This is a genomic window from Pseudomonas sp. KD5 (assembly GCF_012932895.1).
In the GTDB taxonomy this organism is placed as follows: Bacteria; Pseudomonadota; Gammaproteobacteria; order Pseudomonadales; family Pseudomonadaceae; genus Aquipseudomonas.
This window is the reverse complement of record NZ_JDWJ01000011.1, coordinates 17,951-40,693: the sequence shown is the minus strand read 5'-3', so window position 1 is coordinate 40,693 and position 22,743 is coordinate 17,951. Positions and strand designations below refer to the sequence as shown.

The following is a 22,743-nucleotide window of genomic DNA, read 5'->3' as shown; positions in this document are numbered from 1 at the left end:
TCTGACGATTGCTCAAGGATGCACCGACATGCCGATGCGCTGGCTTGCAGTTCCTGCGTTGCTGATGTTTTTTTCCGGGCTGGCTCAGGCAGCAGAATGCCCGGAGCTGTTGCAAGGCTCATTGCCGAAGCTGCGCGCCAAGGAATCCATCGATTTGTGCCAGCGCTTCGCCGGCAAACCGTTGGTGGTGGTCAATACCGCAAGCTTCTGTGGCTTCGCCCCGCAGTTCAAAGGTCTTGAGGCGCTGTATCAGCGTTACAAGGATCAAGGGCTTGAAGTGATCGGTGTTCCATCCAATGACTTCAGGCAAGAGGCCAAGGATGGCGCAGAGACTGCCAAGGTCTGTTACGTGAACTACGGCGTGACCTTCACCATGACCGAACCGCAGAAAGTCCGCGGCGATGACGCCACGCATTTGTTCAAGGTCCTTGCCGAGCAAAGCAGTTCCCCAAAGTGGAATTTCTACAAATACGTGGTCGATCGCCAAGGCAACGTGATCGCCAATTTCTCCAGCCTGACCAAGCCCGACAATCCCGAGTTCATCGAGGCGGTGGAGAAAGCCCTGGCCTCGAAGCGCTGATCGACGCGCACTAAAAAGCCCCGCCTCTGTACAAGAGTGCGGGGCTTTTTCAATTCAGGCGGCGAGGGGTTCAGGTTCGCCGTGAATGATCAGAAACGGTAGGTCGCGCCTACACCGAAACCGTTCGCCCAGTTTTCATACTTGGCGTTGTAGCTCTGGCGGCCGTTGCTGTTGTTGACCTTGACCGACTCTTCGCGCAGGTACGAGTACGCTACATCGATGGTCAGATCGTCGGTCGGGCTCCAGCCTGCACCAATGCTGAAAATCTTGCGATCACCAGTTGGAATGCGCGGGGAGCGGTTTTCGTTGTTGGTTGGTGCCTGGTCGACGGACAGACCGGTACGCAGAACCCATTGTTTGTTCAACTGGTACGAAGCACCGATGGCGTGAGCCCAGGTGTCATGCCAGTTCTGTTCTTCGGTGATGGTACCAAAACGGCCGTTCAGGGCAGCAGGAACGCCACTGTTCTCAACGGAGATTTCTTTCAGGCGGCTCCAGCGAGTCCAGGTGCTGCCCGCGTAGAGGGTCCACTTGTCATCCAGTTGATGAGTGAGCGAGATATCAACCGATTCAGGAGTCGTTATGTCCAGGGATGCATCGTACTTCTGGTTAGGGTTCTGACCCAGAGCCCCGAGGAGGCTGTAGTTGACCTTGGTGTCACCTTCGAGCTTGTACTTCACTTTCGAGTGGTAGGTCAGGCCAACGCGAGTGCTGTCGGTCGCTTGTACCAAGATGCCGATGTTATATCCCAGCGCGGTGTCGTCACCTTTGATCTTGACGTTACCGTCCGCTGCGCGCGGGTTTAGCGACAGGTTCGATTCCAGGGTGCCGTCAATGCGGTTGATGGTCGGACCGAAACCGATCGACACCTTGTCGTTGAAGGCGTAGCTGATGGTTGGCTGGAGAGTCACGATTTTGACTTCGCTTTTACTGCCAAAGTAACGGCCGGCGAAGCCGTTCTCGTAGTCGGTCACCAGACCGAATGGAGCATAGACGCCGAAACCGACTGCCCACTGGTCATCGAGTGGCTTTACGTAGTAGCCCATGGGCACGCCCATGAAAGGGACCATGTCACCTTTGTTGGTACCACCATTCGGGCGGGAGCTGGCATCACTGATGTCAGCGTGCGCGTCGATAAATGCAACACCACCGGTCACTTGTTCGCGCTTGAGGCGAGACATGCCGGCAGGGTTACCAAAAACAGTGGATGCGTCGTCGGCAGAAGAAGATCGCCCGGCAAAACCTGTCCCCATCCCGCTGATGCTTTGTTCGTTGAGGGCAAAGCCACTGGCGAAGATCTGGGTGGATGCCAAGGCAACGGCGAGGCTAAGGGTGGTTTTGAGCATTACTTTTTTCATTATTAGAACTCCTGGTGATCACCGGAGCGAAAATTACCAACATTTTCGTCCGGGCGCCATAGCCTGTATCGCTTGATTTAGAGCGGTTTTGTAGGACAATCCGACCAAAATCGCGACATGTTGGGCGATCTTCGGAAATGGGTGGATCAGCAGGCGACCTGATTCAACGATGAAACACAGGTTTGCCAGGCGTAGGTGAAGTCTCGCAAACGACCTTGGGGCTGGAAGGTCTGGCGCCAAATTCGGGCCATTCCCAGCAGGTCATCGGAGGCGGGGAGGGGAGTGTTCTGTTCTTCTACCAGCAGCCAGGCGATGGCTGTGGCGTAACGCAGGTTGACGGTCAATTCCAGGTGCGGTCCGCTGAGAAAAGCATGCTGGCTGGCCAGGCCGCGAACCAGGCTCGCCCGCTCCGGGTCCAGGGCCAGGTAGTGATCCCAGAGGGCCTGGTGGCGGGGTTCGGCGATTCGGTACAAGCCGTGTCCACGGCGGTCATGCAGGGCTGAACCAAGGGCTGACTGGCTGGCGGCGATGCCCAGCAGCAGGGATTCGGCAGTCGCGCTATGGCGTCCGAGGTAGATTAATGTCGGACGGATCACATAACGGCACAGTTCGCTGGCAGCGATACCCATAACGCCCTCGAAACATCAAGTGGTCGGCGATACCTGAAGGGGGCCTTGGCAGCTGTGGATCGAATCAGGCTCGCCGGAAGCGGATCAAGCCGCTTGAGTTGAAGTGTAGTGTCATTATTTTGCTGTAAAGGACTGTTTTTAAAATATTTCCGGCTTCGAGTTATAACCGTTATATCGGTTGGTGCTTAGGCAATAGGGACTAAAAGAGAAATATCGGGCAATAAAAAGCCCCGCTTTTAAGCAGGGCTTTTGAGGTTTTCAGCCTTTCTGGCGTCTCAGGCAACCAGTGCCTGGCGAGTACGCTCGATCACAGCCTGCAGCGGCTCGGCGCTGGAGTATTGATCGGGGTACAGGCGTTCGCTGTGACGAGCGATGCCGTGTTCGTTGACCAGGGTAAAGCTGAAGCAGCCTTTGCGAGCGGCCATGATCAGGCAGTTCATTGGTGCAAAAGCGTTGGTTAGGGTGCGGATGGCATCCTGAGTGTGGATTTGAGTAGACATAATCGGGTGTTCCTACAAGCGACACGGATAAGAACCGTGCAAAATTAAAACGTTCCAGTGACGACGACCACCATTGGTCGAACGAAGAACCCGACTGGAACAAAGCAGCCAGTTTGAAGCGCTGATAAGTTGGCGCGCTTGGGCTGGCAGGTAGGTACTTAGGAGGGCAGGCAACACATCAGGGGCAAAGGTTCTGGGCCCGGGGTGAAGATCCTGATCAATTTGCAGGTTGGTTCGGTCAGAGTAAGTGAACTTCGCAACACCCTTTGCTTTCGATTCAAAGGCTGTGTTGACGCAAGATTTACCTGGAAACCATCGAGGTGGTCGATCCCGCTTTGTCGGTGAAGGCTTCTCTCAGGGAAGGCTGACCGGGGGGATTTGTTCGACCAGAATTGACTTTCAGCTTGGTACTAACGCCGCGGATACTAACGGATTGAATGGCCGAAGGGAAGCCTGTTCGCAAAAAAACACTGAAGTGCCGGCCGACCACATCCGCAAGTGCTGTCGGAAAATATCATCGGCCGACACGTGCCCCGCAATAGCCCAAAAAACGGCCGTTGATCCGAGAGGGCGATCGAGCCAGGATCAATCTGTGGCGCGGGTTGCCGGGTTTATCCCCAGGCGTTACCGGAAAAACGCGCCGAAAAAGCGCACCGATATAACCGCCTCGCAGGTACTTGTGCACATTAGTTGCGCGGACTGTCATCCCACTGTCATCCTCGCTTCACCGGGGGTGGGTGCCTGTAACGAAAATTTAAGTCAATGAAAAACATCGCTTTTTTTTACTGGTGAAAAAATCGTCAGTTTGACTGCGAGCCCCATTCCACACGGCTTTGCGCGACTTCAAGGGCGGTTGTCCACTGAGTTATCCACAGCTTCTGTGGATTGTCCCGAGCGCTTGCTCTAGGACGGGCGTGCAGGCTTTTTTCGACTTTACCTGTGCGAAAAAAAGAGTAGAGTGCGCGCCTTCCGATTTGCCCCACAGTGCTTTATGAAGTTTCGCTCAGTACCAGTCTCCGCTGCTTCAACATCCTCCAGCATTAACCCACCCAAGCGCTTTTCAATGCGTGTGGCCGAGTGGCTACTGGACAGCCCGCGCCTGGGCGAAAACCCCAACGTCAAACACTTCGCCGGACGTTTACTCAAGCAACCTGCCCGTGAAGGCGTAGTGGCCGCGCAAAGCCGCCTCGGCCAATTGATGTGCCGCGAATGCGGGAATGCCCGGGATCGCCGTATCGGCCAGGACCTGTTGCGCCAGGCTGCGCGCGCCGGGGACCGACGCGCCCAGCAGGAACTCGGGCTGATCGAAGACTGAGCTGTCCAAGACCTGACGCCTTGGTTAACCTTCACGCTTTATCTAATCGGCAGGAGTGGCTATGGCGATGGATTTGACCAGCGCATTGCTGGGGCTGGCGGGCGCTGCACTGCCGTTGCTGGTACTGGCCTGGCAACTTCAGCGTCGGGCGAGTACAGGGCAGGCCGAACTGGCATTGCTGGAAGAGCGCCTGGCCATGGCCCAATTGACGCAGGATGGCTTGAACGCCCAGCTCGACACCTGCCGGGATGAAGTCGCTGACTTGAGCCAGGCCAACGCCGCCAAGCAGGCCGATCTGGCCGCCCTGCGCCGTGAAGTCGAATTGCTGCAGATCGAACGCGACGATGCGCGCGACGCAGCCCACGCCTGGAACATCGAACGTGCCGGCAAAGAAGCTGAGTTGCGTCGCCTGGACGCCCAGGCTGCCTCCCTCAACGCCGAGTTGCGTGAGCAGCAGGAAAGCCATCAGCAGCGTCTCAACGACCTGCAAGGCTCGCGAGACGAACTGCGAGCGCAATTCGCCGAGCTGGCGGGCAAGATCTTCGACGAGCGCGAGCAACGTTTTGCCGAAACCAGTCAGCAGCGTCTGGGGCAATTGCTCGATCCGTTGAAGGAGCGCATTCAGTCATTCGAAAAACGCGTCGAGGAAAGTTATCAGGCCGAAGCCCGCGAGCGCTTTTCCCTGGCCAAGGAACTGGAGCGTCTGCAACAACTGAACCTGCGCCTGAGCGACGAAGCCACCAACCTCACCCGCGCCTTGAAAGGGCAGAAAACCCAAGGCAATTGGGGTGAACTGATTCTTGAACGGGTGCTTGAACACGCGGGCCTGGAGAAGGGGCGCGAGTACCAGACCCAGGTCAATCTAAAGGGGCCGGACGGCGAGCGATTCCAGCCGGATGTGATTATTTACCTGCCTGGCGACAAGCAGGTTGTGGTCGATTCCAAGGTCAGTCTCACGGCTTATCAGCAATATGTAGCCGCCGAAGACGATGGCATCGGCCAGATCGCCATCAAGCAGCACGTGCTGTCCCTGCGCAATCATGTCAAAGGCCTGGCCGGCAAGGACTACAAGCGGCTCGACGGGCTGCACAGCCTGGATTTCGTCCTGCTTTTCGTCCCGATCGAAGCGGCGTTTTCCGCAGCGTTACAGGCAGAGCCGACGTTGTTTCAAGAGGCCTTCGACCGCAACATCGTGATCGTCAGCCCGACCACGTTGCTGGCCACTTTGCGGGTCATCGACAGCCTGTGGAAGCAAGAGCGCCAGAGCCAGAACGCTCGGGAAATCGCCGAGCGCGCCGGGTGGCTGTACGACAAGTTCGTGTTGTTCATTCAGGATCTGGACGAGGTCGGCAATCGCTTGCAGCAACTGGACAAGGCCTACAGCTCTGCCCGCAATAAGCTGACAGAAGGTCGTGGCAACCTGGTCAGTCGCAGCGAACAGCTCAAATTGCTTGGCGCGCGGGCCAGCAAGAGCTTGCCGGCGGACCTGCTGGAGCGGGCCATGACGGATGTCGATGGCTTGGCCGAGTTGCCCGAATAAGCCATCTTTTTCGATAGCATCTGTGGCGAGGGGGCTTGCCCCCGTTCGGCTGCGAAGCAGTCGCAAAGCAGGCAGAGCGGTATGCCTGAAACACCGAAGCTGCACAAATCAGGGCTGCTGGCAGCCCAACGGGGGCAAGCCCCCTCGCCACAGTGGTGTGTACCAAACTTGCCGTACTACAGCGGCAAATGCCGACTCAACAACGCCCGCAACGCCGCCGGCTTAACCGGTTTGGCCAGGTAATCCAGACCCGCTGCATGCACCCGGGCCACGGTCTCCGGCCGTCCATCGGCACTGATCACCACCCCCGGCACCGGCTCGCCCAGCTGCGTGCGCAACCACGCCATCAAGTCGGTTCCGGTCTCGCCATCGTCCAGGTGGTAATCCACCAGCGCCAACTGCGGGCGCATCCCGTCGCTGAGCAGCGTCGCGCATTCATCACGGTTGCGCGCGGTCCAGACCTGGCAACCCCAGCGCGTGAGCAGGCTGTTCATGCCGATCAGGATGCTGTCCTCGTTATCGATGCACAGCACCTGCGCGCCGCCGAGCAAATGGCCATTGAGTTCGGCAACCTTGGCCGGCACCGCGGCTTGTGCCCGAGCCAATGGCACGCTGACACTGAATACACTGCCGCGCCCCGGCCAGGAGCGTACGCGCAAAGTGTGACCGAGCACGCGGCACAGTCCATCGGCAATCGCCAGTCCCAGGCCCAGGCCTTTCTCGGCCCGGGTCTGGTGGCTGTCTAGGCGTTTGAACTCCTCGAAAATCACCTGTTGTTTGTCTTTCGGAATGCCCGGTCCACGGTCCCAGACCTCCAGGCACAGCTCGCCGTTGCGCCGCCGAACGCCGAGCAGCACGGGGCCTCTGGCGTAGCGGAAGGCATTGGTCAGGAAGTTCTGCAAGATCCGTCGCAGCAGTTTGATGTCGCTGTCGACCCGTAGCGTGCTGCCCCGGACGCGGAATTTCAGCCCCTGTTCCTGAGCCAGTGCCTTGAACTCGGCCCCCAGCGTGTCAAACAACTCATTGAGCACGAAGGGCTTGCGATCAGGGTTGATCTTGCCGCTTTCCAGACGGGAAATATCCAGCAGATCACTGATCAGGTCTTCAGCCGAACGCAGTGAGCTGTCCAGGTGATGAACCAGCTTCTGCGCTTCGCTGGACAAACCCTCTTCCTGATGGGAGAGGGCGGCAGAGAACAGCCGCGCGGCGTTCAGCGGTTGCATCAAGTCATGGCTGACGGCGGCCAGGAAACGGGTTTTCGACTGGTTGGCCGATTCGGCGGTGCCCTTGGCTTCGGTCAGGGCAAGGTTGAGTTGCGACAGTTCGTGGGTCCGTTCGGCGACGCGCCGCTCAAGGCCTTCATTGGCTTCGGTCAGCGCCTGCTCGGCTTCGCGGAACGCGGTGATGTCGGTGAAGCTCATGACGAAACCGCCGCCGGGCATCGGGTTGCCGATCAGCTCGATCACTCGGCCGTTGGGGAACAGTCGCTCGGAGGTATGGGCGCGGCCCTGACGCATCCAGTGCAAGCGGCGGGCGACATGCACTTCCGCTTCGCCGGGGCCACACAGGCCGCGTTCGGCGTTGTAGCGAATGATGTCGGCAATCGGCCGGCCGACGCTGATCAAACCGTCGGGGTAGTTGAACAGCTCCAGGTAGCGCCGGTTCCAGGCCACCAGTTTCAGCGACTGGTCGATCACGCTGATGCCCTGGGTGATGTTCTCGATGGCGCCTTGCAGCAGGGCGCGGTTGAATTGCAGCACTTCCGAGGTTTCGTCGGCGATCCGTACGACGTCCTCCAGTTGCATTTCCCGACCTTCGATGGCGGCTTTTACCACCGCCCGAGTCGAAGAGGCGCCGAGTACACCGGCCAGCAAGCGTTCGGTATGGGCGATCCATTCACCGTCGGCGTTCTGGTTCGGGTTGAAACCTTTGCCCTGGCGGTAGGCGAAACGGATGAAGCTCTGACGGGCCCGTTCTTCGCCGACAAACCGGGCAGCCAGTTGCAGCAAATCGTCGATCTGTACCGCCAGCATCGAGCGGGCGCTGGGGCGGGGGCTGATTTCCTGGCCGATGAAACGACCGGCCTGCCAGTGCTCCGAAACCCGCGTGCGTGACAGCACCGAGACCCAGGCGAACAAGGTGAAGTTGCCCGCCAGGGACAACACCACGCCTTGAGTCAGCGGCGTGATCGGCAGGTTCAGCGGATTGCTTTGCAGCCAGGCCAGGCCCGGAAAACTGCTCAAGGGCAAGCCGAGGCTGTTGGCGGCAACCGGCAACACCAGGGTGTAGAACCAGAGGAATGTCCCGGTGGCCAGCCCGGCGAATACGCCACGGCGGTTAGCCTGTTTCCAGTACAGCGCGCCGAGCATGGCCGGGGCCAGTTGGGTCACGGCGGCGAATGCTATCTGGCCGATGGTCGCCAGGCTCGCGGTCGAGCCCAGCAGGCGATAGCTGACGTAGGCCAGCAGCAGAATGACCACGATGCTCACCCGGCGCACCGAAAGCATCCACTGGCGGAACACTTCGAATGGCCGTTCAGCGTTGTTGCGCCGCAGCAACCATGGCAGCAGCATGTCGTTGGAGAGCATGGTCGACAGCGCCACGCTGGCGACGATCACCATGCCGGTCGCCGCCGAAGCGCCGCCGATGAACGCCAGCATTGCCAGGGCAGGGTGAGATTGGGCCAGAGGCAGGCTGATGACGAATGAGTCCGGCAGCACCGAACTGGGCAGCAACATCTGACCGGCCAGGGCAATCGGAACCACAAACAGCGCCGCCAGCGCCAGATACGTCGGGAACACCCACTTGGCCAGGCGTAAATCCTGGGGGTCGATGTTTTCCACCACGGTCACGTGGAACTGCCGGGGCAGGCAGATGATCGCCATCATCGCCACACCGGTCTGCACCACCATGGACGGCCAGTTGATGGTTTCCTTCCAGTACTCTTCCAGGCGCGGTGCGAGCATGGCCTGGTCGAACAGGTCGTCGAAACCGTCGTACAGGCCGTAGGTCACGAACGCGCCGACCGCGAGAAAAGCGAACAGCTTGACCAGCGATTCAAAGGCAATCGCCAGCACCATGCCGCGGTGGTGTTCCGTGGCGTCGAGGTTGCGGGTACCGAAAACGATGGTGAACAGCGCCAGTACCAGGGAGACGATCAGCGCCGTGTCCTGCGCGCGCGTGCCCATGGCGTCGGCGCCGGCGCCGATCAACAGGTTCACGCCCAGCACGATGCCCTTGAGCTGCAAGGCGATGTAGGGCAGCACGCCGACCAGGCAAATCAGCGCGACGACTACCGCCAGGGACTGGGATTTACCGTAACGGGCGGCGATGAAGTCGGCGATGGAGGTGATGTTCTCCTGCTTGCTGATCATCACCATTTTTTGCAGGACCCACGGCGCGCACACCAGCAGCAGGATCGGCCCGAGGTAGATCGGCAGGAAGGACCAGAGTTGTTCGGCCGCTTGGCCCACGGCGCCAAAGAACGTCCAGCTGGTGCAATAAACCGCCAGCGACAGGCTGTACACCCAGGCACGCACCCGTGGCGGCAACGGCGTGCTGCGACGGTCGCCGTAAAAGGCGATGGCGAACAGGATGGCCATATAGGCCAGGGCGACAGTGGCGATCAGCCCGGTGGACAGCGACATGGGAACTCCAGACAAAAGACATCCGGGACTGCGCCCGATCCAGACAGTCTCGCATGACCGCCTGAGTTAGTCAGTGTCGACCAAGGTCGTGGCGTGGCGGGGTGTCGCAGGTTGTGTATCCGTCAGATCCTGGTCGTCATTGCGGGAGCGAGGCTTGCCTGCGAAGGCGGCGTTACTGACTCAACGCAATATCGATCAACCGATGCAACTCTTCAACCTCCAGCGCCTGCGCCGCAAACAGGATGCGAAACACCGTCGGTGCCACCACCATATTGATCAGCCGGTCGACACTTGGCCGTGGTTGATCGGGATAGCGATCCAGAATCGTCTGCAACTGCCCGCCAATGATCGTCACGCAATAGCCCGGCGTGGCACTGGATTGCACGTCGCGCATCATGTTGCGCCCGGGTTCGGAACTCATTTCGTCCAGATACTGCTCCGCCCAGGCTCGCACGTCACCGCGCAGGCTGCCGGTATTGGCCGGCTCACTGTCGGGGCGCATGCGGGCGAGAGCGACATCGGCCAACAGTGCCGAAAGATCACCCCAGCGCCGGTAAATGGTCGACGGCGTCACTCCGGCCCGTGCGGCAATCTGCGGCACCGTCACGCAGGCGCGGTCTTGCTCTTCGAGGAGCGCGCGGACGGCCGAATGAATCGACTCTTGAACCCTGGCACTTCTGCCACCAGGGCGTAAACCTTCTTTAATAGCCATGCGATGGACCTTAACACAAAGAATTTGCTTTAAGAGAAAGCCAGTAGCACACTCCGCAAAAGCAAAAAATTAGCTTTTGCGGAGTGTGCTCATGTCTCTTCCAGCGACAAATCGTTCCAGCCTGTGGTTTCTGGCGATCACCTTACTCAGTTTTCTCGCCGCTTCCACCGCGCCGACCCCGTTGTATCACCTCTATCAGGAACACCTGCAGTTCTCGGCCGCGACCCTGACCCTGATTTTCGGTGTCTACGCCCTCAGCTTGCTGGCGGCGCTGCTCACGGTCGGTTCGCTGTCGGATTTTCTGGGGCGCAAACCGGTGATTTTTACCGCCGTGTTGCTGAATATGCTGGCGATGTTGCTGTTCATCAACGCCGACAGCGTCGCCTGGTTGATCGGTGCGCGAGTACTTCAGGGGTTTGCGACGGGAATGGCCACCGCCGTTTTGAGTGCGGCGTTGCTGGACAGCGATCGCCAGCAAGGGCCGATGGTCAACAGTGTTGCGCCGTTGTTGGGCATGGCGCTGGGGGCTATGGGTTGCGGATTATTGGCCGAGTTTGCGCCCCTGCCGCTGCAATTGACCTATTGGGTGTTGTTCGCGCTGTTTGTGATGCAAGCGCTGTACGTCTGGCGCCTGCCGGAAAGCGTCAGTCGACAACCGGGTGCCTGGGCCTCGCTGCGCCCGACCCTGCATGTGCCGATTCAGGCGCGGCGAATGTTGTGGCGGGTGCTGCCGATAGACCTCGCGGTATGGGCGCTTGGTGGCTTTTTCGCCTCTCTGGCGCCGTCCCTGGTGCGGACTGCCACCGGTTCCACGTCGAACCTGATTGGCGGTGCGACGGTGGCCGTGTTGACGGTGACCGGTGCCTTGATGATCTACACCTTGCGCAATCGGCCGGCCGACAAGGTCTTGCTGCTGGGCGCGAGCTTGCTACCCGCAGGCGTTGCGCTGATTCTGCTGGCGGTCCACAGCGCCAGCCTGCCATTGTTTTTCTTCGGCACGCTGGTGGCGGGCAGCGGATTCGGTACGGGTTTCCTTGGCGCCTTGCGCAGCATCGTGCCGCTGGCCTTGCCTCATGAGCGGGCCGGGTTGATGTCGGCGTTTTATGTGCTCAGTTATCTGGCGTTCTGCTTGCCGTCGTTGCTGGCCGGTAATCTGACCCGCAGCTTTGGGCTGGTGGCGACCACCGACGGTTACGGCGCGGTACTGATCATCCTGTCGCTCGGTGCGCTGATCGGGTTGCTTCGTGAGCGGTCTGTCAAAGTCTGTGGCGTCGATGTCAGATGACCGTTAGCCTTGGCACCGCCATTCATTTCGACGGACCGACCCATGAAAATCATCCGCAGCAAATCCTTCACCGGTGACCGCGCCTGGGCGGCGCTGGACATCGCCAACATGAACGGTATCACCACCCGTTTGCACTGGACCGATCAGCCGTATAAATGGCACGTCAACGATGGCCAGGAAGTGTTCGTGGTGCTCGACGGTCAGGTGCAGATGCGTTATCGCGAAGCAGGCCTCGAAAGGGAAACCCTGCTGGAGGTCGGCGATATTTTTTATGCCTCGGTGGGCACTGAACATGTGGCTCATCCGCAGGGCGTGGCGAGGATACTGGTGATCGAGACTGAAGGCAGCGTCTGATGCTATATCTGCAAAACAGATAACAGTTAGAGATATTACCCGTTATATCGATATTCTATTCGGATCTACCATGAGCGCCTACCTCATCAGAGGACAGGAGTTCACCATGACCTGCACCCATAGCGTTAAACCCGGTATCAAACCGCTCAGTCATCTGCAGCACCCAAGAGAAGCCATCCGCCAATTCACCCCGAACTGGTTCGCCGCGACCATGGGCACCGGGGTATTGGCACTCGCGCTCGCGCAACTGCCCGTCGCAATACCCGGCCTGCGTGGGTTTGCCGAAGGTCTGTGGCTGTTCAATATTGTTCTGTTTGTGTTGTTCACGGCTATGTATGCCGCGCGTTGGGTCATGTTCTTCGACGAGGCGCGGCGGATTTTCGGCCATTCCACGGTTTCGATGTTTTTCGGCACCATTCCCATGGGCCTTGCGACCATCATCAATGGCTTTCTGTTGTTCGGCCTGCCGCGCTGGGGCGAAGGTGTGATTCATGTCGCCGAAGTGCTGTGGTGGCTGGACGTGGTGATGTCGCTGGCCTGCGGCGTACTGATTCCCTACATGATGTTCACTCGTCAGGAGCACAGCATCGACCAGATGACCGCTGTCTGGCTGTTGCCAGTGGTGGCAGCGGAAGTGGCGGCTGCCAGTGGTGGCTTGCTGGCGCCGCACCTCGCCGATGCTCATTCGCAGTTAGTGGTTCTGGTGACCAGCTACGTGCTTTGGGCTTTTTCCCTGCCAGTGGCGTTTAGCATTCTGACCATCCTGTTGCTGCGCATGGCGTTGCATAAATTGCCCCACGAAAACATGGCCGCCTCGAGCTGGCTGGCGCTTGGGCCGATTGGCACAGGTGCGCTGGGCATGTTGCTGCTGGGCGCCGACGCGCCGGCGATCTTTGCCGCGAACGGTCTGCCGGGGATCGGTGAAATAGCTGAGGGCCTTGGGTTAGTCGCCGGTATCACGCTGTGGGGCTTCGGGTTCTGGTGGATGCTGATGGCGCTGCTGATCACCGTGCGTTACTTGCGCGCCGGTATCCCGTTCAACCTCGGCTGGTGGGGTTTCACGTTCCCGCTGGGTGTCTATTCCCTGACTACGCTGAAACTGGCCAGCACCTTGAACCTGACGTTTTTCAGTGTCTTTGGTTGTGTATTGGTAGCCATGCTGGCGGCGATGTGGCTGATTGTCGCCAAACGCACGGTGCAGGGCGCGTGGCGTGGCGAATTGTTTGTCTCGCCGTGTATCGCAGGATTAAAGAAATAACCGGCCAAGATTAGGTAATGTGTGTGGCCTGGATCGACGTTCGATCATTCCAATAACAGTATCCACGCCACCCTTTACCAAAAAAATCAGGGACACATGGAAGATGAGTCACCCCTCGCAGTTCACCTTGCTTCGCACTCGGCGCTTCCTGCCTTTTTTTGTCACGCAGTCCCTTGGGGCCTTTAACGACAACATCTTCAAGCAGTCGCTGATCCTCGCCATTCTGTACAAGCTGACCATCGAGGGGGACCGTTCGATCTGGGTCAACCTGTGTGCGCTGCTGTTTATCCTGCCGTTCTTCCTGTTCTCGGCGCTGGCCGGACAGTTCGGGGAGAAGTTCGCCAAGGACGCGCTGATCCGTCTGATCAAGCTCGGGGAAATCGTCATCATGACGGTGGGCGCGGTCGGTTTCATGTTCGATCACCTGTCGCTGATGCTGTTGGCGCTGTTTGCCATGGGTACCCACTCGGCGCTGTTCGGGCCGGTGAAGTACTCGATCCTGCCGCAGGCCTTGCGCGAAGAAGAGCTGGTGGGTGGCAACGGGTTGGTGGAAATGGGCACCTTCCTGGCAATTCTCGCCGGGACGATTGGCGCCGGCATCATGATGTCCGCCAGCAATTACGCGCCGGTGGTGTCCACGGCAATCATCGGCATCGCGGTGCTCGGTTACCTGGCCAGCCGCAACATTCCCCGGGCCGCGGCTGCGTCGCCGCAAATGCGCCTGAACTGGAATATCTTCAGCCAGTCCTGGGCCACGTTGAAGCTGGGCCTGGGGCAAACCCCTGCGGTATCGCGTTCGATCGTCGGCAACTCATGGTTCTGGTTTGTCGGGGCGATTTATCTGACGCAGATCCCGGCGTATGCCAAGGAATGGATGCACGGCGACGAGACCGTGGTGACGCTGATTCTTACCGTGTTCTCGGTCGGTATCGCACTGGGTTCGATGCTCTGCGAGAAACTCTCCGGGCGCAAAGTCGAGATCGGTCTGGTGCCGTTCGGCTCATTCGGCCTGAGCGTGTTTGGCCTGTTGCTGTGGTGGCATTCCGGCGGAATTCCGGACAGCGTTACCGGCCATGGCTGGCTCGAAATCCTTGGGTTCGGTCACACCTGGCTGGTGTTGATCGACATCCTCGGGCTTGGGGTCTTTGGCGGTTTCTACATCGTGCCGCTGTATGCGCTGATCCAGTCCCGCACCGTCGAGAACGAACGGGCCCGAGTGATCGCCGCCAATAACATCCTCAACGCCCTGTTCATGGTGGTGTCGGCGATTGTGTCGATCGTCTTGCTGAGCATCGCCAAGCTGTCGATCCCGCAGCTGTTCCTGGTGGTGTCGCTGCTGAATATCGGCGTCAACGCCTACATCTTCAAAATCGTCCCGGAATTCAGCATGCGCTTCATGATCTGGCTGCTCGGCCATTCCATGTACCGCGTGGAGCATCGCAATCTGGAGCTGATTCCTGATGAGGGCCCGGCACTGCTGGTTTGTAACCATGTGTCGTTCGTCGATGCGTTGCTGATTGGTGGCGCGGTGCGTCGGCCGATTCGTTTTGTGATGTATTACAAAATCTACAACCTGCCGGTGCTGAACTTCATCTTCCGCACGGCCGGCACGATTCCGATCGCCGGGCGTCAGGAAGACATTCAAATCTACGAAAAAGCCTTCACCCGCATTGCCCAGTATCTGAAGGATGGCGAGCTGGTGTGTATTTTCCCCGAAGGCAAGTTGACCGCTGATGGCGAGATCAACGAGTTCAAGGGCGGGCTGACGCGGATTCTCGAAGAAACGCCGGTGCCGGTGATTCCGCTGGCGTTGCAGGGTTTATGGGGGAGTTTCTTCAGCCGCGATCCGAACAAGGGCTTGTTCCGTCGGTTGTGGTCGCGGGTGACCTTGGTGGCAGGGCCGGCGGTGGCCGTTGAAGTGGCTGAGCCAGCTAAGTTGCAGGCGATGGTGGGGGATTTGCGTGGGGCCGTCAGATAGTTGGTGACTTTGCGGGCCTCATCGCGGGCAAGTCGGGTCGCCGCATCGCTCGCTCCCACAGGTTTTATGTTGTGCCACGTATTGTGGACACACCATCAATCCCTGTAGAAGCGAGGCTTGCCCGCGAAGACGGTAGCGGTCTAAGCGCTGACCTTGAGCCCGACCAACCCGGTAATGATCAGCACCACACTGGCCAGCCGAAACAGTGCCATGGATTCACCAAACAGAATGATCCCGGCGATCACCGTGCCCACCGCACCCACGCCGGTCCAGATCGCATAGGCCGTGCCCAGCGGCAATTCCTTCATGGCAAAGCCCAGCAGGCCAAGGCTGATGGCCATGGCGGCAACGGTCAATGCGGTAGGGAGAGGGCGGCTGAAGCCGTCGGTGTATTTCAGGCCAACGGCCCAGCCGACTTCGAACAGGCCGGCGAAAAACAGAATGATCCAGGACATGGAAGACCTCCATCGATGGATGGGGTCGTCCCCGGATTAATCACTCGATCGAGCCGCGAGGTCGTCCTCGCGTTGCGCGATAGAGTGCCCATCATTAACCCGAGGATCAAGTTTTCGGATCAGTCAGCCACTTGCTGAGCAGCGATTTTCCGATCCTCTTTTTCGCTCATGCGACGGAAATACGTCGAGAGCAGCGCCCCGGAAATGTTGTGCCAGACGCTGAACAGCGCGCTCGGCACCGCCGCCAGCGGCGAGAAGTGCGCACTGGCCAGTGCCGCACCCAGGCCGGAGTTCTGCATGCCGACTTCCAGTGCCAGGGATTTGCGCTGGGCCAGCGGCAGGTTGAACAGGCGCCCGGTGAAGTAACCCAGCAAGTAGCCGAAGCTGTTGTGCAGCATCACCACGGCCATGATCAGCAGACCGGATTCGGCAATCTTCGCCTGGCTGGCAGCCACCACGGCCGTGACGATGATTACGATGCTCACCACCGACACCAGCGGCAACACTTCTACCGCGTGACGAACCCGATCACCGAGCACGCGTTGGGCAACCACGCCAAGTACGATCGGCAACAGCACGACTTGCAGGATCGACCAGAACAGCTCCATGAACGACACCGGCAACCAGGCCGAGGCCAGCAGCCAGATCAGCGCCGGTGTCAGCAATGGCGCGAGGAGGGTGGTGACGGCGGCAATGGCCACCGATAACGCCAGGTCGCCGCGAGCCAGCCAGGTCATCACGTTCGACGAGGTGCCGCTCGGGCAGCAGCCGACCAGAATCACACCGACAGCAATCTCTGGCGGCAGGTGGAATACCTGGCAGAGCAACCATGCCATGCCGGGCATGATCACGAAATGGGCGACCACGCCCAGGGCCACGCGCCACGGATGGCGAGCGACTTCGGCGAAGTCTTCGAGCTTGAGGGTCAGGCCCATGCCGAACATCACCAGCCCCAGCAGCGGCACAATGGCGCCTTTCAAACCGATGAACCAGGCCGGCTGCAGAAACGCCACGATGGCGAAAATCAGTACCCAGTAAGCGAAGGTGTTGCCGACAAAACGACTCAATGCAGCGAGTGCGCGCATGGCCTGATCCTTGTTATTCATATTCGAAAATTGCGCAGATCCAATGTGGGAGCGGGCTTGCTCGCGAAGGCGGTCGGACATTCAACAATGATGTTGTTTGTCATGACGCCTTCGCGAGCAAGCCCGCTCGCACATTTAGACCGCGCGTCGGTTTAGATCCCTTGCGGCATCTCTTCACCACCCAACGCTTCAACCAGTGCCGGCAGGAAGTCGCCGAAGGTCAGCATCATCAGGGTGAAGCTGGCGTCCAGTTGGCCGAGTGCTTCGTCGCCACCGTCCTGCTCCGCCTGATCTTGCAGCAGGTCTTCGAACTTCAGGCGCTTGACCACCATTTTGTCGTCGAGCACGAACGACAGTTTGTCCTGCCAGGCCAGCGACAGTTGAGTGACCACTTTGCCGGTGCTCAGGTGCAGCTGGATTTCTTCGCTGGTCAGGTCCTGACGCTTGCAACGCACGATGCCGCCGTCTTCGTGGGTGTCGCGCAGTTCGCACTCGTCCAGCACAAAGAAGTCGTCCGCAGCTTTCTGAGTGGTAACCCACTCGGTCATGGTCGCGGTCGGGGACATCTTCACCGTCAGCGGACGTACCGGCAGCGAGCCGATCACTTCACGCAGGGTGGACAGCAGGTCTTCGGCGCGTTTCGGGCTGGCCGAGTTCACCAGGATCAGGCCCTGTTTTGGCGCAATGGCGGCGAAGGTCGACGAGCGACGGATAAAGGCGCGGGGCAGGAAGGCCTGGATGATTTCATCCTTGATCTGATCGCGTTCCTTTTTATAGACCTTGCGCATTTGTTCGGCTTCGATCTCTTCGACCTTTTCCTTCACTGCGTCACGCACGACGCTGCCCGGCAGAATGCGTTCTTCTTTACGGGCGGCGATCAGCAGGAAGTCTCCGCTGACGTGTACCAGCGGTGCGTCTTCGCCCTTGCCGAATGGCGCGACGAAACCGTAGGTGGTCAACTCCTGGCTTGCACATGGACGCGCCAGTTTGGTGGCCAGTGCAGTTTCCAACGCCTCGGCATCAAAAGGCAGATCTTGGGTCAGGCGATAGATAAGCAGGTTTTTGAACCACATGAGGTGAGTCTCTCCTTTATACAAAGGGGGGCATTATTGTCTTCGCCGGGTCATAGGCCAACCCTTCTCTAAGCCTTTGGAAGGCCTGAGAAAATTAATTAAAAAAGTGCTTGCCAGAGGTTGGGTCGCTCCGTAGAATGCGCGCCACACCGAAGCGAAGGGTGATTAGCTCAGCTGGGAGAGCGTCTGCCTTACAAGCAGAATGTCGGCGGTTCGATCCCGTCATCACCCACCATTCGTTTCAAGTGTTTAGCGCAGCGGTAGTTCAGTCGGTTAGAATACCGGCCTGTCACGCCGGGGGTCGCGGGTTCGAGTCCCGTCCGCTGCGCCATATTCGGTAACCTGGACCACTGAACGCCAGGTCACCACGGAAAAACCCGCTGAGGCGGGTTTTTTTCTGTCTCAAGTTTGTACCTTGTTCCATCGGGTTGTGTCGTTTCACTGGTTTTCGGATTTTTTTGAAAAAAACTTCAATTAAATCAACACTTTACGAAAACTTGTGGCATAATGCGTCCCGTAACGAAGCGAAGGGTGATTAGCTCAGCTGGGAGAGCGTCTGCCTTACAAGCAGAATGTCGGCGGTTCGATCCCGTCATCACCCACCATTCGTTTCAAGCGTTTCGCGCAGCGGTAGTTCAGTCGGTTAGAATACCGGCCTGTCACGCCGGGGGTCGCGGGTTCGAGTCCCGTCCGCTGCGCCATATTCGGTATCTGGAACACTGAACGCCAGATCACCACAGAAAGCCCGCTTAATGCGGGCTTTTTGCTGTCTGGGATTTGGCTTTTTGCCGGATTCACTGAAGAAAGCGACCTGTTCGGGTCGCTTTTTTCGTTTCTGCCTTACTTATTGTTCGGCATTGCGGCTGTGTCGATAGTCGCTGACGGCCTCGTACACCGCTTTGCGCAACCGGTTGATCCCACCAATCGGCCGATGGGCTTCAAGGCCGAACCATGGATTGAACGACAGGTTGTCGCATTGCAGGTTCAGCGCCGGGGTGTCGAAATCCTGGGCAGGCAGCTTGATCTTCGCCACGGTTTCGAAAGGCGCGTCGTGTTCACGCCACTCGATGCTAGTGTCTTCGATCGGCATATATTGGCTCGGATCCTGGCGCTGGACCTGTAACACGAAGCAGGCCGGCACCCGATCAGTCGACAGCTGCTGGTTCAGCGCACTGCGCAGGAAGTTCGGCAGGTTTTGATTTTGCGTGGGCAGCGTGTAGGTCGGGCAGCTCTCCGGATCCGGTATTACCCGGAATTTGACGTTGGCCTCACCAAACTTGTACGGCGAAACCGAAAAGTAGGTGGTCTGGGTCGGACTTGCCGGGGCAGGGGAGAGTGTCGCCAGCGCAATAAACAGATGACGAACCTGCCAGGTGCGCGGGTCCCAGCCCGGGAAGAATGCCATTATCTTTTTGCCGTCAGCCTGAGCGGCCACATTCTGACGATACTCGGCGACATCACTGACAAAGAAGTTCGGATGGTTGAACATCACGAAATCCTGTTCGCTGCGCCCTTGTCGATCATTCAGCAACTGTTTACCCGGCACATCGAACAACTTGATCGCCATGCCCCGGGCATCGCGGATGCTGTCGAACTGCGGATAGGCATTGCCGTTGGACAGCCGCATCGTCGCTTGCCAGGTTTTGCCGGGTTCGCTGAACACGCCTTGGCGCAACGTCGTCGCCAGATCCGGCAGCACCTGAACCTCGGCCTTCACGCAACCATGGGCCTTGGCGTGAGCGTCGCGCAGATAGCGAGTACTTTCGCGGTGTTGATCGACGATCCGCACCGCTGTCTGGATGATGTCCCGGGTCATCGCCGCTTCGCCGTCCGGAATCAGTTCTTCAGCCGATACCGGGCCGCGATGTTGCCAGGCGAGCCATGCCATGGTCAGCGCCCAGCCGAGGACCCCCAAACCCAACATCCAAAGCAGGGTTTTACCAAGGAAGGCACCCAGACGTAGCCAGAGCGTGATCAGCATGGGTCAATCCTTTTGACTGATGAGGTGGTCTGGCAATTGCGACTCCAGCGGGCCGCCCAACACTTTCAGGTATTCCAGCAGCGCCCAGCGCTCCTGCGGTTGCAGCAGGCGACCGATCACGCCATTACCGCGCTCGCCGGCGCGGAATTCGTGGCCGCTGTTGTGATTGCCGGTAATACGCGTGTCGAACACAAAACCGTTGGTGAAGGCTTCGGTGCGATAGCCCAGGTGTTTGGGATCGTATTCGAAGGTGCCCTTATAGAACGTTGTTGCGCGTTCATCCTGGGGCGAGAGCAGTTGATAGATGCTCGGCACCGAACCGTTGTGCAGAAACGGCGGCGTGGCCCAGACGCCTGCCAGTGGTCGGGCTTTATAGCTGCGTAACTCCTGGACACCGATAGGCAGGCCGAAACCGTCCAGGTTCGGCCGCTCCGCCGGTGTCACATTGGCAGCGCGATAGGCCTGGTTCCCCACAAAAGCAGTGACGTAGGCCAGCCCCTTGGCCACTGACAACTGGCTCAAATCCAAGGGTTCCGTGGGTTTTGGATGCAGTTGCACGTCCAGTTGCGCAAGCTCTGCCGGATCCCACTTCAAGGCTGTCAGATCGAAGCGATGGTCGGCAATATTGTTGGCGGCGCCGGGGTCTGTGCCAATCATCTCCACGGGCAGTAATTTCAGATGTTGCACCTGTCTGCCGTCGCTTTGGGTGACGCGGGGGACGTGGCACCCGGCGCAGTTTTCAGCGAATAGAGCGCGGCCTTTTGCGGCCAACGGCTTGTCGATGGTGCCCAGCAGGGCTTCCGGCCAGGTGGGCGGCTTGAGTCGTTGCAGGGTTTGTTCGATCCGGTGCAGATCGCGCACCCGGACGCTGGACGGGTAGCGATCGTCGCCCTTGAGGGGCTGCCCGCTGGCGTCGAAGAAATTCAGCGTCGCGCCGACACCCAAAGCCTCGCCGATGTTGCGGGCCATTGGCTGCTGCGCCGAACCGTTCCACTGCACCCAGTCGAAGGTCCACATGTCCCACAGTTGCGGGTAGTCCACCGGCGCGTTGGCCACGCGGTAGTTGGCCGGCGAAATGGCGTCGCCGAAGCTGGCGTTGGCAATGCGCCCGAAGGCGTCGGTGCGGCCGGGGCCTTCTTCGGTGGGGTAGAGCCCGCGATGGGTGTCGTTCCAGGCCACTTTCAAGAAGGTATCGAGTGAGCTTTTAAAGTCCCGGCGTAGCTGTTGATGCCGGGCGTCATAGTCCTGGCCCAGGACGTTGCGCGCGAAACGTTCGAATTTCCACGGGTTGTAGTAAGTCGAGGCGAGGCTGGCCACCAGTGCCTGGCCGAAGCTGCCGCCACGCAGGGTCGGGACGCTGGACGGCAACACATGCTGGGCCGAGCCGCCGTCGATGCGCACGGCCTGGCCATTGAAGCGTAATTCGCCGGTGTGGCAGGCGGCGCAGGTGATGTCCAGAAACTCTTCCTGGCTACCCGCGTTTTGATGACGGGCAAAACCGACGGGCAGGTTGCCGGGGTTGTTCGGTGTGGCTTTCTGGCTCGGATCGATCAGAAAACCAAAGCGTGCGAGGTATTCAGGCGCGGCGAATCGTTTTTGCGAGAAGGGCAGTTCGAGGGCGTTGAACCAGTCATAGCGCAAGCCTTTGACCTGGGTGCCTTGAGGTGTGAAGTAGTAGGCCTGGCGGTCTGCGGCGCTCCATTGCTCCAGGTAATGCACTTGTTGCGCCGGTGACCAGGCCGGTAATTTCGGGTTGGCGACGTAGTACAGCACCACGGCGAGGCCCAGCCCCAGCAGTACTGCTATCAGAATCAGCAAGCGGATTATGAGGCGCACGATAAACATCCTTGTCAATTTGTAGCTCTCTTATGCCTCAGCTGACGAGGGGCGGCAAGAGGCCATTACGCCAGGGGCTGTGGGAATCGGTCTCCGGGTCTGTGGGGGCCAGATGACAGAAGCTTCATCCTTCTAACCTCGAAATGCGTTTAAACACCTGAACTTATCGGAAGTTTCCTGCTCTCATGCCGGTAGCCATTGGTCGTGGCCGCCTGATAAGCTCGCGGCTTTACTCGATTGCCCTTTAGGCGCATGAACAAGGAAATAGCATGAAACAGCATCGGTTGGCGGCGGCGGTGGCCCTGGTTGGCCTGGTACTTGCGGGTTGTGATTCGCAGACCAGCGTAGAGCTGAAAACCCCGGCGCAAAAAGCTTCCTACGGCATTGGCCTGAACATGGGCAAAAGTCTGGCTCAGGAAGGCATGGATGATCTGGACTCCAAAGCCGTAGCCCAAGGCATCGAAGATGCCGTCGGCAAGAAAGAACAGAAACTGAAGGATGAGGAACTGGTTGAAGCCTTCGCAGCGCTGCAGAAGCGTGCCGAAGAGCGTTTGGCCAAGATGAGCGAAGAGTCGGCAGCCGCCGGCAAGAAATTCCTCGAAGAGAATGGCAAGAAAGCCGGTGTCGTCACCACGGCTTCCGGCCTGCAATACGAAGTGGTCAAGAAGGCCGATGGCGCACAGCCTAAGCCGACCGACGTAGTGACTGTTCACTACACCGGTAAACTGACCAACGGCACCGTTTTCGACAGCTCCGTCGAGCGCGGCAGCCCGATCGATCTGCCGGTCAGCGGTGTGATTCCGGGTTGGGTCGAAGGCCTGCAACTGATGCACGTTGGCGAGAAGTACAAACTGTACATCCCTAGCGACCTGGCTTATGGCGCCCAAAGCCCTAGCCCGGCGATTCCAGCCAACTCGGTGCTGGTATTCGACCTGGAGCTGCTGGGCATCAAGGATCCAGCCAAACAAGACGACGCCAAGTAATCCGCGTCTGCTCGAAAAAACAACGCCTCGCTTATGCGGGGCGTTGTTGCATCTGGGGTTTGGTGAAGGTAAACAAAGCGAACGGATGCGGTACGCTGCAGTCATAGCCAGTGAGAGTGCCCGAGCTAGACGTACCGATGCGCCAAGTCAATGAAATCTTGGGTTTTTTTATGT

The 22,743-nt window shown here is 59.1% G+C and carries 18 protein-coding genes and 4 tRNA genes; 12 read left to right on the top strand and 10 right to left on the bottom strand.

What is annotated here, in order from left to right; genetic code table 11:
• Positions 1-28 precede the first annotated feature (28 nt).
• Positions 29-580 carry a glutathione peroxidase gene (locus AF70_RS22880; RefSeq protein WP_028940028.1) on the top strand — a complete coding sequence of 184 codons (552 nt, stop codon included), beginning with the start codon at positions 29-31 and terminating at the stop codon, positions 578-580.
• 89 nt (positions 581-669) lie between these two features.
• Here AF70_RS22880 and AF70_RS22875 read toward each other — a convergent pair whose 3' ends face one another.
• The 3 genes from AF70_RS22875 to AF70_RS22865 all read right to left on the bottom strand — a co-directional run bounded on the left by AF70_RS22875 (position 670) and on the right by AF70_RS22865 (position 3,067).
• On the bottom strand, positions 670-1,938 hold the full coding sequence (locus tag AF70_RS22875) for an OmpP1/FadL family transporter (protein WP_028940029.1): 1,269 nt from the start codon (positions 1,936-1,938) through the stop codon (positions 670-672).
• Between the two features lie 146 nt (positions 1,939-2,084).
• Positions 2,085-2,567: a hypothetical protein gene (locus tag AF70_RS22870; protein WP_007936111.1), complete on the bottom strand. Its 483-nt coding sequence runs from the start codon at positions 2,565-2,567 to the stop codon at positions 2,085-2,087.
• A gap of 275 nt (positions 2,568-2,842) precedes the next feature.
• Positions 2,843-3,067, bottom strand: coding sequence for a hypothetical protein (locus AF70_RS22865; protein WP_007898912.1), 225 nt, complete (start codon positions 3,065-3,067; stop codon positions 2,843-2,845).
• A 991-nt stretch (positions 3,068-4,058) separates the two neighbouring features.
• Between AF70_RS22865 and AF70_RS22860 the strand changes: the two genes are divergently transcribed.
• Together AF70_RS22860 and rmuC are read left to right on the top strand one after the other, a co-directional pair.
• A complete protein-coding gene (locus tag AF70_RS22860; RefSeq protein WP_081625697.1) occupies positions 4,059-4,382 on the top strand; it encodes a hypothetical protein in 324 nt (107 codons plus the stop codon).
• Positions 4,383-4,557: 175 nt separating this feature from the next.
• A complete protein-coding gene (rmuC, locus tag AF70_RS22855; protein ID WP_169342498.1) occupies positions 4,558-5,922 on the top strand; it encodes a DNA recombination protein RmuC in 1,365 nt (454 codons plus the stop codon).
• A gap of 176 nt (positions 5,923-6,098) precedes the next feature.
• Here the strand turns inward: rmuC and AF70_RS22850 are convergent, their stop codons facing one another.
• Positions 6,099-9,569 (bottom strand): PAS domain-containing hybrid sensor histidine kinase/response regulator, encoded by a 3,471-nt coding sequence (locus AF70_RS22850; protein WP_028940030.1) that lies wholly within the window; start codon positions 9,567-9,569, stop codon positions 6,099-6,101.
• A 172-nt stretch (positions 9,570-9,741) separates the two neighbouring features.
• The gene (locus AF70_RS22845; protein ID WP_019648184.1) at positions 9,742-10,281 is read right to left on the bottom strand and encodes a TetR/AcrR family transcriptional regulator; all 540 of its coding nucleotides are present in this window, start codon (positions 10,279-10,281) and stop codon (positions 9,742-9,744) included.
• Positions 10,282-10,372: 91 nt separating this feature from the next.
• Between AF70_RS22845 and AF70_RS22840 the strand changes: the two genes are divergently transcribed.
• The 4 genes from AF70_RS22840 (at position 10,373) to AF70_RS22825 (ending at position 15,156) form a co-directional block, all read left to right on the top strand.
• Positions 10,373-11,566 (top strand): MFS transporter, encoded by a 1,194-nt coding sequence (locus AF70_RS22840; protein ID WP_028940031.1) that lies wholly within the window; start codon positions 10,373-10,375, stop codon positions 11,564-11,566.
• 42 nt (positions 11,567-11,608) lie between these two features.
• A complete protein-coding gene (locus tag AF70_RS22835) occupies positions 11,609-11,920 on the top strand; it encodes a cupin (protein WP_019579656.1) in 312 nt (103 codons plus the stop codon).
• Positions 11,921-12,026: 106 nt separating this feature from the next.
• Positions 12,027-13,178, top strand: coding sequence for a TDT family transporter (locus tag AF70_RS22830; protein WP_028940032.1), 1,152 nt, complete (start codon positions 12,027-12,029; stop codon positions 13,176-13,178).
• A 103-nt stretch (positions 13,179-13,281) separates the two neighbouring features.
• A complete protein-coding gene (locus AF70_RS22825; RefSeq protein ID WP_028940033.1) occupies positions 13,282-15,156 on the top strand; it encodes an MFS transporter in 1,875 nt (624 codons plus the stop codon).
• Between the two features lie 140 nt (positions 15,157-15,296).
• Here AF70_RS22825 and sugE read toward each other — a convergent pair whose 3' ends face one another.
• From sugE to rdgC, 3 genes are all read right to left on the bottom strand, one after another.
• On the bottom strand, positions 15,297-15,611 hold the full coding sequence (gene sugE / locus AF70_RS22820) for a quaternary ammonium compound efflux SMR transporter SugE (RefSeq protein WP_028940034.1): 315 nt from the start codon (positions 15,609-15,611) through the stop codon (positions 15,297-15,299).
• Between the two features lie 119 nt (positions 15,612-15,730).
• Positions 15,731-16,696, bottom strand: a complete 966-nt coding sequence (locus tag AF70_RS22815) for a bile acid:sodium symporter family protein (RefSeq protein WP_018925159.1) — start codon at positions 16,694-16,696, stop codon at positions 15,731-15,733.
• A 152-nt stretch (positions 16,697-16,848) separates the two neighbouring features.
• Entirely contained in the window at positions 16,849-17,769 is a 921-nt protein-coding gene (rdgC, locus tag AF70_RS22810) for a recombination-associated protein RdgC (RefSeq protein WP_019579659.1), read from the bottom strand.
• A gap of 159 nt (positions 17,770-17,928) precedes the next feature.
• Between rdgC and AF70_RS22805 the strand changes: the two genes are divergently transcribed.
• From AF70_RS22805 to AF70_RS22790, 4 genes are all read left to right on the top strand, one after another.
• Positions 17,929-18,004, top strand: a tRNA-Val gene (locus AF70_RS22805).
• 19 nt (positions 18,005-18,023) lie between these two features.
• Positions 18,024-18,100: transfer RNA gene (locus AF70_RS22800), tRNA-Asp, on the top strand.
• A gap of 198 nt (positions 18,101-18,298) precedes the next feature.
• Positions 18,299-18,374 (top strand) — tRNA-Val (locus tag AF70_RS22795).
• Positions 18,375-18,393: 19 nt separating this feature from the next.
• A tRNA-Asp gene (locus AF70_RS22790) sits at positions 18,394-18,470 on the top strand.
• A 143-nt stretch (positions 18,471-18,613) separates the two neighbouring features.
• Here AF70_RS22790 and AF70_RS22785 read toward each other — a convergent pair.
• Both AF70_RS22785 and AF70_RS22780 read right to left on the bottom strand, forming a co-directional pair.
• Positions 18,614-19,750, bottom strand: a complete 1,137-nt coding sequence (locus AF70_RS22785) for a catalase family protein (RefSeq protein ID WP_019579660.1) — start codon at positions 19,748-19,750, stop codon at positions 18,614-18,616.
• A gap of 3 nt (positions 19,751-19,753) precedes the next feature.
• Positions 19,754-21,586, bottom strand: a complete 1,833-nt coding sequence (locus tag AF70_RS22780) for a di-heme-cytochrome C peroxidase (protein ID WP_028940035.1) — start codon at positions 21,584-21,586, stop codon at positions 19,754-19,756.
• A 269-nt stretch (positions 21,587-21,855) separates the two neighbouring features.
• Between AF70_RS22780 and AF70_RS22775 the strand changes: the two genes are divergently transcribed.
• A complete protein-coding gene (locus AF70_RS22775) occupies positions 21,856-22,569 on the top strand; it encodes an FKBP-type peptidyl-prolyl cis-trans isomerase (protein WP_018925162.1) in 714 nt (237 codons plus the stop codon).
• Positions 22,570-22,743: the final 174 nt, after the last annotated feature.

What these genes read in the sequence shown, in the direction of transcription:
- AF70_RS22880 (WP_028940028.1), top strand. Translation starts at nt 29, where the DNA reads ATGCCGATGCGCTGGCTTGCAGTTCCTGCGTTGCTGATGTTTTTTTCC.
- AF70_RS22875 (WP_028940029.1), bottom strand. Translation starts at nt 1,938, where the DNA reads ATGAAAAAAGTAATGCTCAAAACCACCCTTAGCCTCGCCGTTGCCTTG.
- AF70_RS22870 (WP_007936111.1), bottom strand. Translation starts at nt 2,567, where the DNA reads ATGGGTATCGCTGCCAGCGAACTGTGCCGTTATGTGATCCGTCCGACA.
- AF70_RS22865 (WP_007898912.1), bottom strand. Translation starts at nt 3,067, where the DNA reads ATGTCTACTCAAATCCACACTCAGGATGCCATCCGCACCCTAACCAAC.
- AF70_RS22860 (WP_081625697.1), top strand. Translation starts at nt 4,059, where the DNA reads ATGAAGTTTCGCTCAGTACCAGTCTCCGCTGCTTCAACATCCTCCAGC.
- AF70_RS22850 (WP_028940030.1), bottom strand. Translation starts at nt 9,569, where the DNA reads ATGTCGCTGTCCACCGGGCTGATCGCCACTGTCGCCCTGGCCTATATG.
- AF70_RS22845 (WP_019648184.1), bottom strand. Translation starts at nt 10,281, where the DNA reads ATGGCTATTAAAGAAGGTTTACGCCCTGGTGGCAGAAGTGCCAGGGTT.
- AF70_RS22840 (WP_028940031.1), top strand. Translation starts at nt 10,373, where the DNA reads ATGTCTCTTCCAGCGACAAATCGTTCCAGCCTGTGGTTTCTGGCGATC.
- AF70_RS22835 (WP_019579656.1), top strand. Translation starts at nt 11,609, where the DNA reads ATGAAAATCATCCGCAGCAAATCCTTCACCGGTGACCGCGCCTGGGCG.
- AF70_RS22830 (WP_028940032.1), top strand. Translation starts at nt 12,027, where the DNA reads ATGACCTGCACCCATAGCGTTAAACCCGGTATCAAACCGCTCAGTCAT.
- AF70_RS22825 (WP_028940033.1), top strand. Translation starts at nt 13,282, where the DNA reads ATGAGTCACCCCTCGCAGTTCACCTTGCTTCGCACTCGGCGCTTCCTG.
- sugE (WP_028940034.1), bottom strand. Translation starts at nt 15,611, where the DNA reads ATGTCCTGGATCATTCTGTTTTTCGCCGGCCTGTTCGAAGTCGGCTGG.
- AF70_RS22815 (WP_018925159.1), bottom strand. Translation starts at nt 16,696, where the DNA reads ATGCGCGCACTCGCTGCATTGAGTCGTTTTGTCGGCAACACCTTCGCT.
- rdgC (WP_019579659.1), bottom strand. Translation starts at nt 17,769, where the DNA reads ATGTGGTTCAAAAACCTGCTTATCTATCGCCTGACCCAAGATCTGCCT.
- AF70_RS22785 (WP_019579660.1), bottom strand. Translation starts at nt 19,750, where the DNA reads ATGCTGATCACGCTCTGGCTACGTCTGGGTGCCTTCCTTGGTAAAACC.
- AF70_RS22775 (WP_018925162.1), top strand. Translation starts at nt 21,856, where the DNA reads ATGAAACAGCATCGGTTGGCGGCGGCGGTGGCCCTGGTTGGCCTGGTA.